Origin of the sequence: Aeromicrobium phoceense (assembly GCF_013868155.1) — a bacterium.
GTDB lineage: Bacteria > Actinomycetota > Actinomycetes > Propionibacteriales > Nocardioidaceae > Aeromicrobium > Aeromicrobium phoceense.
In genome coordinates this window covers 127,419-139,731 of record NZ_JACEOG010000002.1, presented here as the reverse complement: position 1 = coordinate 139,731, position 12,313 = coordinate 127,419, and the positions used below count along the sequence as shown (strand labels likewise).

16 protein-coding genes are annotated in these 12,313 nt (G+C 71.6%); 11 read left to right on the top strand and 5 right to left on the bottom strand.

What is annotated here, in order from left to right:
* Positions 1-5 precede the first annotated feature (5 nt).
* Entirely contained in the window at positions 6-731 is a 726-nt protein-coding gene (locus tag H1W00_RS13885; protein ID WP_181756428.1) for a TetR/AcrR family transcriptional regulator, read from the top strand.
* 56 nt (positions 732-787) lie between these two features.
* A complete protein-coding gene (locus H1W00_RS13880) occupies positions 788-2,494 on the top strand; it encodes a CapA family protein (RefSeq protein WP_181756427.1) in 1,707 nt (568 codons plus the stop codon).
* A 7-nt stretch (positions 2,495-2,501) separates the two neighbouring features.
* Here H1W00_RS13880 and H1W00_RS13875 read toward each other — a convergent pair whose 3' ends face one another.
* Positions 2,502-3,254 (bottom strand): helix-turn-helix domain-containing protein, encoded by a 753-nt coding sequence (locus H1W00_RS13875; protein ID WP_338072916.1) that lies wholly within the window; start codon positions 3,252-3,254, stop codon positions 2,502-2,504.
* Between the two features lie 110 nt (positions 3,255-3,364).
* Here H1W00_RS13875 and H1W00_RS13870 point away from each other — a divergent pair, with 110 nt between their 5' ends.
* Both H1W00_RS13870 and H1W00_RS13865 read left to right on the top strand, forming a co-directional pair.
* A complete protein-coding gene (locus H1W00_RS13870) occupies positions 3,365-3,706 on the top strand; it encodes a DUF1330 domain-containing protein (protein WP_181756425.1) in 342 nt (113 codons plus the stop codon).
* Positions 3,707-3,750: 44 nt separating this feature from the next.
* The gene (locus H1W00_RS13865) at positions 3,751-4,341 is read left to right on the top strand and encodes a phosphatase PAP2 family protein (RefSeq protein ID WP_181756424.1); all 591 of its coding nucleotides are present in this window, start codon (positions 3,751-3,753) and stop codon (positions 4,339-4,341) included.
* Between the two features lies 1 nt (position 4,342).
* Here the strand turns inward: H1W00_RS13865 and H1W00_RS13860 are convergent, their stop codons facing one another.
* Positions 4,343-5,020, bottom strand: coding sequence for a DUF6766 family protein (locus tag H1W00_RS13860; protein WP_181756423.1), 678 nt, complete (start codon positions 5,018-5,020; stop codon positions 4,343-4,345).
* A 77-nt stretch (positions 5,021-5,097) separates the two neighbouring features.
* The gene (locus H1W00_RS13855; protein ID WP_181756422.1) at positions 5,098-5,496 is read right to left on the bottom strand and encodes a hypothetical protein; all 399 of its coding nucleotides are present in this window, start codon (positions 5,494-5,496) and stop codon (positions 5,098-5,100) included.
* Positions 5,497-5,588: 92 nt separating this feature from the next.
* Between H1W00_RS13855 and ald the strand changes: the two genes are divergently transcribed.
* The 3 genes from ald (at position 5,589) to H1W00_RS13840 (ending at position 8,883) form a co-directional block, all read left to right on the top strand.
* Complete coding sequence (ald, locus tag H1W00_RS13850) at positions 5,589-6,719, top strand: alanine dehydrogenase (RefSeq protein WP_181756421.1); 1,131 nt, start codon at positions 5,589-5,591, stop codon at positions 6,717-6,719.
* A 74-nt stretch (positions 6,720-6,793) separates the two neighbouring features.
* Positions 6,794-7,069, top strand: coding sequence for a ferritin family protein (locus H1W00_RS13845; protein ID WP_181756420.1), 276 nt, complete (start codon positions 6,794-6,796; stop codon positions 7,067-7,069).
* On the top strand, positions 7,066-8,883 hold the full coding sequence (locus tag H1W00_RS13840; RefSeq protein ID WP_241733207.1) for a thiamine pyrophosphate-requiring protein: 1,818 nt from the start codon (positions 7,066-7,068) through the stop codon (positions 8,881-8,883). Before H1W00_RS13845 ends, H1W00_RS13840 begins: the two co-directional genes overlap by 4 nt.
* Positions 8,884-8,896: 13 nt before the next feature.
* Here H1W00_RS13840 and H1W00_RS13835 read toward each other — a convergent pair whose 3' ends face one another.
* Complete coding sequence (locus H1W00_RS13835; RefSeq protein WP_181756419.1) at positions 8,897-9,373, bottom strand: MarR family winged helix-turn-helix transcriptional regulator; 477 nt, start codon at positions 9,371-9,373, stop codon at positions 8,897-8,899.
* Between the two features lie 134 nt (positions 9,374-9,507).
* On the opposite strand from H1W00_RS13835, the gene H1W00_RS13830 reads away from it, so the two are divergent.
* Positions 9,508-10,218 (top strand): alpha/beta fold hydrolase, encoded by a 711-nt coding sequence (locus tag H1W00_RS13830; RefSeq protein ID WP_181756418.1) that lies wholly within the window; start codon positions 9,508-9,510, stop codon positions 10,216-10,218.
* A gap of 52 nt (positions 10,219-10,270) precedes the next feature.
* Here H1W00_RS13830 and H1W00_RS13825 read toward each other — a convergent pair whose 3' ends face one another.
* Entirely contained in the window at positions 10,271-10,825 is a 555-nt protein-coding gene (locus tag H1W00_RS13825; RefSeq protein WP_181756417.1) for a TetR/AcrR family transcriptional regulator, read from the bottom strand.
* A gap of 41 nt (positions 10,826-10,866) precedes the next feature.
* On the opposite strand from H1W00_RS13825, the gene H1W00_RS13820 reads away from it, so the two are divergent.
* From H1W00_RS13820 to H1W00_RS13810, 3 genes are read left to right on the top strand one after another with little or no spacing between them, the layout of a single operon-like run.
* Complete coding sequence (locus H1W00_RS13820; RefSeq protein ID WP_181756416.1) at positions 10,867-11,295, top strand: PaaI family thioesterase; 429 nt, start codon at positions 10,867-10,869, stop codon at positions 11,293-11,295.
* Between the two features lie 43 nt (positions 11,296-11,338).
* A complete protein-coding gene (locus tag H1W00_RS13815) occupies positions 11,339-11,551 on the top strand; it encodes a hypothetical protein (protein WP_181756415.1) in 213 nt (70 codons plus the stop codon).
* Positions 11,552-11,599: 48 nt separating this feature from the next.
* Positions 11,600-12,313, top strand: a complete 714-nt coding sequence (locus tag H1W00_RS13810) for a GAF and ANTAR domain-containing protein (RefSeq protein ID WP_181756414.1) — start codon at positions 11,600-11,602, stop codon at positions 12,311-12,313.

Genomic DNA, 12,313 nt, shown 5'->3' with positions numbered 1-12,313 from the left:
TCCCCATGCCGAGAGACCTGATCGACCTGCTGTGGCGGGACAGCCCGCTCGCCCCCCCGCCGCGCCGTCGGGGTCCCCGTGCGACGCACACCACCGGCGAGGTCGTCGCGCAGGCGATGGCGCTGGCCGACGAGGGCGGACTGACCGCGGTGACGATCCGGGCGGTCGCGGAGTGGCTCGGGCTGACGACGATGTCGGTCTACACGCACGTCAACAGCCGCGACGACCTCCTCGTGCTGATGGCCGACCGCGCCCACGCCGAGATGGAGCCGCCGGCGTTCGGGCGCGCGCGGTGGCGCACTCGCGTGCGACGCGTCGCCGAGGCCCATCTCGAGCTGCTGCGGGCGCGACCCTGGCTGCTGGGGATCGACGATCCGCGGACGGCCCTCGGGCCCGGCACGATCGCGAAGTACGACCACGAGCTGCACGCGTTCGACGACACGGGCCTCGACGACCTCGACCGCGACGCGGCGCTCGCCTTCGTACTCGACTTCGCCCGGTCGACGGCGTTCCGCATGGCGCAGGCGTCCGCTGCCGTCGACATGGCCGAGGAGTGGGAGCGGTCGGCCGCGTCGCTCGCCACCTACCTCGGCACGGACCTCGCGCTGGCCCAGCGGGTCGGTCGCGCCGCGGGCGAGAGCATGCAGGGCCCCTACGACGCGCACCGCGCCTGGGAGTGGGGCCTCACCCGCGTGATCGGCGGCCTGGCGGAGATCATCGAGGACTCCTGATTCGGCTGCGGTGGCATGCTTTCCCCAGGGGAGGTCTTTCCCAGGGAGGTGCCCCCATGCGCCGTGAGCCGCTGCCCGCCATCGTGCTGGCCCTGCTCGTCGCGGCCTCGCTGGCGGCGTGGGTGACGTCCACCTCGGACGAGGGCGCATCCGCGCGCGACTCCCTCCTCGCAGAGGAGGCCGAGGCCCTGCCCCGACCTGAGGTGACGCTGGCGTTCGGCGGCGACGTCCACTTCGAGGGTCGCCTCGCCCGGTCCGTCAGCAGGCCCGACAGCACGCTCGGCCCGCTGTCGACCGCTCTCACCGAGGCGGACCTGGCGATCGTGAACCTCGAGAGCGCGCTGACGTCCCGCGGCTCCCGCGCCCGCAAGGAGCTGGAGACGCCATCGGCGCGCTACTGGTTCCGGAGCCCTCCGGCGGCGCTGGACGTGCTGGCCCGGTCCGGTGTGGACGTCGTCTCACTGGCGAACAACCACGCCGGCGACTACGGCGGGGTTGGAGTGCGCGACGCCCTGCGCGCCGGCGCGCGCGGTCCCGTCCGGGTGGTCGGCATCGGCCGGAACGCCGGCGAGGCCTTCCGCGCGCAGGAGTTCGAGGTGAAGGGCGTCGCCGTCGCCGTGCTCGCGGCGGACGCGTCCACCCGCGAGAGCCGCGACCCGGTCTGGGCGGCCGGGCCGACCTGGGGCGGCATCGCCGCGGCGCGCGTCCCACGCACCGACCGACTGCTCGCCGAGGTACGTACGGCGGCTGAGCGCGCAGACCTCGTGGTGGTCCAGCTGCACTGGGGCGCCGAGGGCGCGACGTGCGCGACCGAGGACCAGGTGACGCTCGCGAAGTCCCTGGCCGACGCCGGCGCCGCCGTCGTCGCGGGCTCCCACTCGCACACGCTGCTCGGCAGCGGCCTGCTCGGCGACACCTACGTGAACTACGGACTCGGCAACCTCCACTGGTACCACGGCAGGAACGCGGACACGGGGGTCCTGCGGCTGCGGTTCCGCGGCGACGAGCTGGTCGGCGAGGAGTGGGTGCCCGGCCTCGTCCCGGAGCGGGGCGGCCCGGCCCGCGCACTGCGTGGGGCAGCGGCCGCCGCGGCGCAGGAGCGCTGGCAGTCGCGACGCGCGTGCACCAGCCTCGTGCCCGTGGACGTCGACGGCACCGTCGAGGCCGGCACCGAGCTGCCGCCGTTCGAGGGCTCCGTCGAGCCGATCGGGGCCGCGCTGGCCAGCCGGATGGCGAGCAGCCACGACCCGGCCATGTGCCCGGTGCCGATGGACTCGCTGCGCTACCTCCGGGTGACGCACGTGGGCTTCGACGGCCGGGCCCGCGAGGGCGAGCTGGCCGTGCACGCCGATCACGCGGACGACCTGCTCACCGTCTTCCGCGAGCTCTACGAGGCGCGGTGGCCCATCGAGCGGATGCGCCTGGTCAGCGACTACGGCGGTGACGACGAGGCGTCGATGGCCGCCAACAACACGTCGGGCTTCAACTGCCGGCGGGGGCTCGGACAGCCGAACTGGTCGCGCCACGCCTTCGGCGACGCCGTTGACCTCAACCCGGTGCAGAACCCCTACGTCACCTCCGGTCAGGTCCTGCCGGACGCCGGGGCGCCGTTCGCCGGCGTCGACCGCTCCCCCGGCGCCGAGACCGCGCCCGGGGTCATCCACGACGGCGACGTCGTCGTGAACGCGTTCGAGCGGATCGGCTGGACGTGGGGCGGGCGCTGGCCCGAGCCCGACTTCCAGCACTTCGCCGCACCCGAGTGAGGCGACCTCACCCCAGCAGGCGCCGCGTCCGCTCGTCGGCCGGGTAGAACGCCTCGATCGCGAGCTCGGAGAGCGTCACCTCGCGCGGGGTCCCGAAGACCGTGGTCGTCGAGATGAACGAGAGCACCTCGCCACCCTCGGTACGCAGCTGCAGGGGGACGACGAGGGCGGGCGAGTCGACCGGCGCGATGCCGCCGGCGACGACCTCGCCGTACAGCTCCGCGAGGAACGGGTCGCCCGTCGCCGCGTGCTCGCGGTGCAGCCGCTCGGCGAGGTGCGCCCGCCACTCGTCGAGGTTGGCGATGCGGCCGCCCAGCCCGCGGGGATGGATGGACAGCCGGATGACGTTCACCGGCGGCTCGAGCAGGTCCGCGTCGACTCCCGCGAGCAAGGCGTACGCCGCGTCGTTCGCGGCGACCAGGTCCCAGCGGCGGTCGACCACGAGCGCCGGATAGGGATGGTGCGCCACGAGGATCGCCTCGAGGGCACGATTTGCCTCGGCCATCGACGGGTCGCCCAGCGCGCGCTCGGGATGGGCCGGCGCGTGACCCGCCGCCAGCAGCACCTGGTTCTGCTCGCGCAGCGGCACCTCGAGCTGGTCGCACAGGCGCATCACCATCGTGCTCGTCGGGCGACTGCGGCCCGTCTCGATCCAGCTGAGATGGCGGGCCGACACCTCGGCGCGGTTCGCGAGCTCGAGCTGCGAGAGCCGGCGGCGCTGCCGCCACTCACGGATCAGGGTGCCGGCGGTGGTGCTCACGAGCGTCAACCTAGCCAAGAGGAGGGCATCGCGGCCATGACCTGCGAGGTCATCGACGTCCGGCGGCGCGTCGGGTGGGATCGACCCATCACCGACGAACGGAGCACATCATGAGCACCACCCAGGCCTACGCCATCGCCTACCTGCGCGAGGTGGACTTCGGTCCCGAGATCATCGAGTACCTCGAGCGGATCGACGACACCCTCGCGCCCTACGAGGGCCGCTTCATCGTGCACGGCGGCACCCTGACCGCGGCCGAGGGCACGTGGGACGGCGACCTCGTCGTCATCGAGTTCCCGAGTGCCCGGGCGGCACGGGACTGGTACGAGTCGCCGGGCTACCAGTCGATCCTGCCACTGCGCACCGAGCACTCCTCGTCCATCGCCTGCGTCGTCGAGGGGACGAAGCCGGGCCACGTGGCGAAGGACAAGCTCGCCGCGCTGCTGGCCTGAGCCGCCCGGATGCGACGGCCTCCGGCGGAGGCGACGATGGGTCCATGGTCCGCCGGCGATCGTCTCGAGACATCGACACTCTCGCGGCGCTCGCCGGGACTGCCACCTTCGCCGTCTCGACGGCCGTCTTCTCCTCGCACCAGGGGACGCGGGAGACCCGCGTGTTCACCACCATCAACGAGTGGCCGGACTCGCGTCTCCTGCGGGTCCCGCAGCAGTTCGGCACCCCGTGGACGCTTCCCCTGGCGGGTGCCGTCCTGTGGGCGTCCGGACGGCCGCGCGAGGCGGCGGCGGCGGCTTTCTCCCTTCCGGTCTCGAAGGGCATCGAGGTGGCGGTCAAGAAGGTGCTGCAACGCCCGCGGCCGCTGTACGAGACGCCCACCGCCCTGCGGGACGACGCGCCGCTCGAGGGTCCGTCGTTCCCCTCGGGCCACGCGGCGCTGGCGGCCGCCACCGCCTACCTGCTGGCGCGCGCGGCGCCGTCCTGGGCGCTCCCGCTGGCGGCCCTGACGGTCGCCTCCTCCCTCGTCCGCGTCCACCAGGGCGCGCACTGGCCCAGCGACGCATGCGCGGGCGGCGCGCTGGGTGTCACCGTCGCCGCGGCGCTCCGGCGCATCACCGTGCCGCCGCGCTGAGTCATTCGCCATCGGTGGCGCCGGTCGAGTCGTGGGGCTCGCCCACCGGCTTGCTCTCGGCCGACCCGCGCTGGCGCAGGTAGACCGCGAGGATCGCCATCGACCCGACGGCGAGGAACTCGGACTGCCAGTTCTGCAGCGTGCGCGCCCAGAAGTCCGCATTCACGAGGTAGGAGCCCCAGGAGATCGTGTCCATCCGCGACTGCAGCTGGGTCTCGTTGAAGGCGGCCCAGCCGGCGACGGACTGGATCGTCCACGAGGCCAGGAAGATCGCGAGCATCGTGAGCGAGAGCGACCACGAGAAGAGCAGCGTGCGGAAGCCGCCGACCTTCGCCCACTTCGGCGAGTCGGGCTCGGCGTACTCGCCGATCTTGTGGTCCTCCTCCGTGCCCAGGCCAGGCGCGCTGGGCGACTCCGGCGAGCCGATCTGGATCAGCCAGATCGTGCCGACGATGTAGAGCAGGAACTGCAGGTACTCGCTCTGCCAGTTCTCCGCGACGTCGACGGCGAAGCTCGCGGACGTGAGGTAGTCGCCGAACGAGATCGTGCCGAGCTGCTCGGACACCTGCTGGGCGTTGAACTGGTGCCAGCCGGCGAACGCCTGCCCCACCAGCGCAGCGAGGAACAGCAGCAGGAACACGATGCTGAGCGAGTTCTGGCGCAGCAGCCGGCTAGCCATGGGTCAGCCCCACGGCGAGCAGGTAGACCAGACCGGCGACGATCAGGACCAGGTACGTGGTGAACATCAGCTTCATCTCAACCTCCCGAGACGTCGCAGTCGTAGGGCTCGGCCGCCGTCTCGTCGCAGCCGGCCGCGGTGATCCTCCAGCCGTCCGAGAACTGTCCGAGGAAGTAGACGTCGTCCTCGAACCTCACCTGGGCGGCGGTCCCGAACCTCTGCACGTCCTCGATGCGGCCGGGGTCGTCGAGTCCCTCGGAGAGAATCGCGTCCTCGCAGCTCCCGGCCGTGTCCGCGAGCTCGGTCTGCGCAGCGTCGCTGAGCAGGTCGCAGCCGGCGTCCGCATCCTGCGCGGCGATGGCGGTGACGAAGTCCTCGGCGGCGGTACGCCAGGGCGAGTCCGGCTCGGACGAGCCGCAGGCGGTGAGAAGTAGAGCGGCAGCACCGACGGCCACCGCGCGAACGCGGTACCCCATGCCCCGACCGTAGGACCGTCCTCCGGTCGTCGCATCCGCACCGCCGATCCGGCGTAGCGTGAGCCGTGTCACGACGACGAGAGGCTGAGGCCGTGAAGATCGGTGTTCCCCAGGAGATCAAGAACCACGAGTACCGGGTGGCGATCACCCCGCTGGGCGTGCGCGAGCTGACCAGCCGCGGTCACGCGGTGGTCGTCCAGACCGACGCCGGGGTCGGCTCGTCGATCGGCGACGACGACTACGTCGCGGCCGGTGCGACCATCGTCGACGACGCCGAATCGGCTTGGGGCACCGACGGTGGCGTGGACCTCGTGCTGAAGGTCAAGGAGCCCGTCGCCGAGGAGTACCACCGCATGCGCGAGGGCCAGCTGCTCTTCACCTACCTGCACCTGGCGGCCGACCGGCCGCTGACCGAGGAGCTGCTCGCGCGGAAGATCACCGCCGTGGCCTACGAGACGGTGACGGGCGCGAACGGCGGGCTCCCCCTGCTGTACCCCATGAGCGAGGTGGCGGGATGCCTCGCGCCGCAGGTCGGCGCGCACGCGCTGATGAGGGCGCAGGGCGGTCGCGGGGTCCTCCTCGGCGGGGTCGGTGGCGTCGCCAACGCGAAGGTGGTGATCATCGGTGCGGGCGTGTCGGGCCAGAACGCGGCGAACATCGCCCTCGGCATGGGCGCCGACGTGACCCTCCTGGACACCGACCTCGACAAGCTGCGGATGAGCTTCTGGCGGTACGACAACCGCGTGCACGGACTCGCCTCGTCGAGGCTGGCGATCGAGCAGCAGGTGCTCGCCGCGGACCTGGTCATCGGAGCGGTGCTGCTGCCGGGCGCCGCGGCTCCGAAGCTGGTCAGCAACGAGCTGGTGTCGCGGATGAAGCCCGGATCCGTGCTCGTCGACATCGCAATCGACCAGGGCGGCTGCTTCGAGGACTCGCGGCCGACCACCCACGACGACCCGACCTTCGGTGTCCACGACTCGACCTTCTACTGCGTGGCCAACATGCCGGGGGCGGTCCCCCACACGTCGACGTACGCCCTGACCAACGCGACGCTGCCGTACGCGATCGCCCTGGCCGAGCACGGCTGGACCGAGGCGATGCGGGCCGATGCCGGGCTGGCGCGCGGCCTCAACACCCACGACGGGCAGCTGACCAACGCCGCGGTCGGCGCGGCCGTGGCCCTGCCTTCGGTCGACCCCGAGTCGGTGCTGGCCGCGGCCTGACACCTCCGGGGCCGTTTGTCGTGGGGATCCCCGGGTACACGTCTGGAATCCACCCCACGAGAAAGGAAGAGACCATGGCCACGGGAGAGACCGGATTCGACGACGTCAGCTTCGACCTGATCTCGGTGCAGTACCACTCGCTCAAGGCGGGACACGACTACGGCCAGTACGTCCGCGACGCGGAGAACGCCGGGCGCGACGACATCGCCCAGTTCTTCCGGGAGGTCATGGAGCAGGACTCCCAGCGAGCGCACCGGTGCCACGAGTTCCTCCGCGAGCTCGGCGGGACCGACAACACCAGCCCGCAGGGTGACGTGTCGGGTGGCGCCGACCCGAACGAGACCGCTTGAGCGAACGGAGCGACATGGCCGACGACGGCACGCAGGACCAGCGACTCGTCGCCGACCTGGTGGTCGAGCGACTCCGTGCCTGGGGCGTCCCCCGGGTCTTCGGGTACTCCGGCGACGGCATCAACGGCCTCATGGGCGCGTTGCGGCGGGCCGAGGGTGACCCGGCGTTCGTCCAGGCGCGGCACGAGGAGAACGCCGCACTGATGGCCACCGGTCACGCGAAGTACACCGGGGGCGTCGGCGTCGTGGTCAGCACCCAGGGCCCCGGCGCGGTGCACCTGCTCAACGGCCTCTACGACGCGAAGCTCGACCACCAGCCCGTCGTCGCCATCGTCGGTCAGCAGCCCACCACCGCACTTGGGGCGGAATACCAGCAGGAGATCGACCTCAGCGCCCTGTTCAAGGACGTGGCCGCCCAGTACGTCCAGACCGTGCTCGCGCCCGAGCAGGCGGGGATGGTCCTGGACCGGGCGTTCAGGACGGCCCTGGCGACCCGTTCGCCGTGCGTCGTCATCCTGCCCCACGACGTGCAGGTCGAGCCGGCGCCCGAGGTTCCGCCTCACGAGCACGGGGTCGTGCCCACGGCGCCCGAGTGGCGACGTCCCCGGGTCATTCCCTTCGACGACGATCTTGCGGAGGCCGCCCGCGTGCTGAACGCCGGCGAGCGGGTGGCCCTCCTCGTCGGGCAGGGCGCCCGCGAGGCGAGCGAGCTCGTGCGCGCCGTGGCGGAGCGCCTGGGTGCCGGCGTCACCACGAGCCTGCTCGGCAAGCCGTGGTGGGACGAGACCCTGCCGACCAGCTGCGGCGTCATGGGCCACCTGGGCACGACCGCCTCGGGGTGGCTGATGGACCAGTGCGACACGCTGCTGATGATCGGGACCAACGACCCCTGGACCGAGTTCTACCCGGCGCCGGGACAGGCCCGCGCCGTCCAGATCGACCTCGACGGGCGTCACCTGGGCAACCGCTACCCCGTCGAGGTGGGCCTCGTCGGCGACGCGACCGAGACGCTGACCGCGCTGCTGCCCCTGCTCGAGGACAAGCCCGACGAGTCGTGGCGCTCGGACGTGGTCGCGCAGGTCGAGCGCTGGCACCGCATCGCCGAGGAGCGAGCGGGAACCGACGCCGAGCCCCTCAGCCCGGAGTTCGTCGTCCGTGCCCTCACGTCCCGGCTGCCGGCCGACGCCCGGGTCAGCGTCGACGTCGGGTCGGTCGTCTACTGGTACGCCCGGCACCTGACCCTGCCGCCGGGAGTCCAGGCGCACCTCTCCTCCACCCTCGCCTCGATGGGCTCGGGACTGCCGTACGGCCTGGCCGCCAAGCTGGACGGTCCTGATCGTCCGGTGGTCGCGCTCGTCGGCGACGGCGGGATGCAGATGAACGGCATCGCCGAGCTGATCACGGTCGCGTCCCGCTGGCAGGACTGGGCGGACCCCCGCTTCGTCGTGCTCGTGCTGAACAACCGCGACCTCGCCGAGGTGACGTGGGAGCAGCGCGAGACCGAGGGCGACCCGCGGTACGACGTCAGCCAGTCGCTGCCGGACTTCCCCTACGCGGGCTACGCCGACCTGCTGGGACTCACCGGGATCCGGGTCGAGCGCCCCGAGGACGTCGGTGCGGCGTGGGACCGGGCCCTCGCCGCGGACCGGCCCGTGGTCATCGAGGCGCTCGTCGACCCCGACGTGCCCCTGCTGCCGCCGTTCCCGGCCGGAGAGGAGAAGCTCGACAGCTTCCACCGGGCACTGGACCAGGAGGACGGCGCGGACCACGCCCGCGCCCTCCTGGACCAGCAGGCCGAGCAGGAGCGGAGCTGAGCGGGCCCAGCACTCAGATCGGTGCGTCCCAGCTGCAGGCGTCAGCGGTCTCGTAGATCGTGTCGCGCAGGGACCGGATCTGCTCGTTGATCCGCGCCAGCTCCTCCGGAGTCCTGCCGGAGGTCTCGAGCAGCGCCGAGCCGAGGCATCCGGCCCGCTCGCGAAGCGCGTCGCCCTCGGGCGTGAGACCGACGATGACCTGCCGCTCGTTGCTGGGGTTGCGCCGGCGCGTGATCAGTCCCCCGGTCTCGAGGCGCTTCAGCAACGGGGTGAGGGTGCTGGACTCCAGCGCGAGGCTGGAGGCGAGCGCGCTGACGGTCTGCTCGTCCTCGCGCCACAGGACGCTCAACACGAGGTACTGCGGATACGTCAGTCCCAGCGCGTCGAGCAGCGGCTTGTACATCCGCTGGATCGCCATCCCCGCCGAGTAGATCGAGTAGCAGAGCTGGTCCTCCAGCGGAGTGGCCGGAGTGCTGGTCGCTGCAGTCATGTGAACTCCTCCTATCGCGATAATCATAACTGCGAAAACTTTTCTTCGCCGAACCCTTGACTCCGCGATCCGCCCGCGGCAGTCTTTACTTATCGCGATAAACGTTATCACGACTCGACAGAAGAGGCACTCCCATGAACGCTCAGCTCTCGCAGATCAAGAACGTGGTCCTCGTGCACGGCGCCTTCGCCGACGGCTCCGGGTGGCGCGGCGTGTACGACAACCTGACCGAGCGTGGCTACCGCGTCTCGATCGTCCAGAACCCGCTGACGTCGTTCGCCGACGACGTCGCGGCCACCACCCGGGTCCTCGACCAGCAGGACGGACCGGCGATCCTGGTCGGCCACTCGTGGGGCGGCACCGTCATCACCGAGGCGGGAACGCACCCGAACGTCGCCGGCCTCGTCTACGTCTCGGCCCTCATCCCGGACACCGGCGAGACCAGTGCGCAGCAGTACGAGGGCTTCGCCGCGACTCCCGAGTTCGTCATTGACGTCGCCGACGACGGCTTCGGCCGGCTCAACCGCGCCGCATTCAAGGCCGGCTTCGCCCATGACACGAGCGACGCCGACGCGGCCTTCCTGGCCGACTCGCAGGTCCCGATCAACATGGCGTCCTTCGGCGAGCCCGTGACGAAGGCCGCGTGGCACGACGTCCCCAGCTGGGCCGTCATCGCGACCGAGGACAAGGCCTTCGACCAGGCCATGCTCCAGCACATGGCGACGCGCATCGGGGCCCGCATCACCAACGTCTCGGCCAGCCACGCCCTCTTCCTCACGCAGCCGGTCGTCGTCGCCGACACGATCGACGAGGCGGCCCGCACCGCCGTGGCCGAACTGGTCTGACCCTTCCCCGCTTACGCCTCAGGCTCGGAGTCCGCGGACTCCGGGCCTGGGCTCATTCCCTGGGCAGCACGCCTGAGGCGAACACCTCGACGGCCGCCCGCCACACGCGGTCCCGCTGCTCCTCCGTCCGGCCGAGCAGTCCGTGGCGCTCCTGGACGGTGAGGCCCGCGAGCAGCGCGGCGAACGCCAGGGCGTCGGTCTCGTCTGCGGAGCCGAGCATGTCGATGACCACCTGCCGGCACTTCAAGGCACCGTGGCCGGGAGGTATCGGTCCCGCGAGAGGCCGCATGAACATGAGCTCCGTCAGCGCCGGCTCGGCACGGGAGAAGCGTCGGGTGGCCTCGGCGTACTCCATCAGTCCGCGGCACACGTCGCCGGAGGCTTGGGGCAATGAGGTCGCGAGCAGTTCGAAGCCCTTGAGCGCCACGGCGTTGACCAGCCCCTCACGACCGCCGAAGAGCTGGTTGAGGGCCGCGATGTTCGTGCCGGCGACCGTGGCGACGTGCCGCGTGGTGAGGGCACCCGGACCCTCGCTCCTGACGATCTCGAGCGCCGCATCGCGGATCTCGGTCGCCAGGGCATCCGTGCGGGTACGGGGTAGGGCCATGGGGCTATCCTATGGTTCTGTATCGTTGATACGTTAACGCCATGACCCGCCTACTCCCCCGTGTCGCCGAAGCCATCGAGGCGATGCCGATCGCGCGGCTGCTCGGCCTGTCGGTCGAGTCCACCGGCCCGGACCGGACCGTCGTCAGCATGCCCCTCCGGCCCGAGCTCACCTTCGACGGCATCCACTGCCAGGGCGGAGTCGTCGCGATGCTGGCCGACTTCGCCGCGGTCGGCGCCGCCTTCGCCGCGGTGGTCGAGACCGGCCGGATCGTCGCGACCACCGCGATCGAGGCCCACCACCTCCGACCCGCCCACGGCGAACGGCTCATCGCCGTCGGTCGTCTCGTCGGGCCACCCGGGCGCACGATGGTCGCCGCGGCCGACGTCCACCTCGAGTCCCTGGAGGGAGAGCACTGCCTGACCGGGCTGTTCACCGCCACCGCGATCAACCCGGCGCCGGCGACCTAGCCCCTCGGCGCATCGAGGCGCCACGACCGGGTACCACCCAGGCATGAGCACCACGACTCTCTACGCCGCCCTGGCCGCGACCCTCATCGCCACCGGCTGGCTGCTGCCGATGGGCGTGATCAGGATGCTGGCCTATCGCTCCGGCGAGGTGGACCACACGAAGGGCATGCGCAACATCGCCATCCTGGCCCTGACGCTCGGGATCGTCTCCGCGGTGGCCTGCCTGTCCCTCGCCGCGGTCGTCGCCAGCCGCTAGCGCTGCCCGCGCCTGCCCACCTGAGCCGCGGCCGTGGGAGTGTGAGGCATGAGCGACGACCCGCTGGACCACTTCGCCGACGTCGCCCGCGCGATGAGCGCAGAGTCCGGTCTCGACCAGACCTTGGAGCGCGCCGTCGCCGGCGCCGTCGAGCTGGTGGAGGGTTGTGACCATGCCGGCATCTCGGTGGTCGAGCGGCGCCGCGTCGTCGAGACCGCGGCCGCCACCGACGACCTCGTCCGCCGTGGCGACCAGCTGCAGTACGAGCTGAACGAGGGTCCCTGCCTCCAGTCGATCCGCGAGCAGGAGACGGTGCAGAGCGACGACCTCACCACGGAGGACCGGTGGCCCACCTGGTCGCGCCGGGCGGCTGACGAGCTCGGCGTCCGGTCGATGCTCTCGGTGCAGCTTTTCGTCAGCGAGGACAGCCTCGGCGCCCTGAACCTCTACTCCGGCACCGTGGGCGCGTTCACCGCCGACAGCAGGGAGACGGCCCTGGCGCTCGCGGCGCACGTCGCCGTCGCGATGCTCGCCGCGCAGGAGCACGAGAACTACGAGTCGGCCCTCGCCCACCGCACGGTGATCGGCCAGGCCCAGGGCATTCTCATGGAGCGGTACCAGCTGACGCCCGACCAGGCGTTCGCGACGCTCGCGCGCGTCTCGCAGGCCCAGAACCGCAAGCTCCGTCACATCGCGCTCGACCTCACGCGCAACGCGAACCTGGGAGGCCTGCCTCGCAGTCCGGCGCCGCCTGCCCCCTGA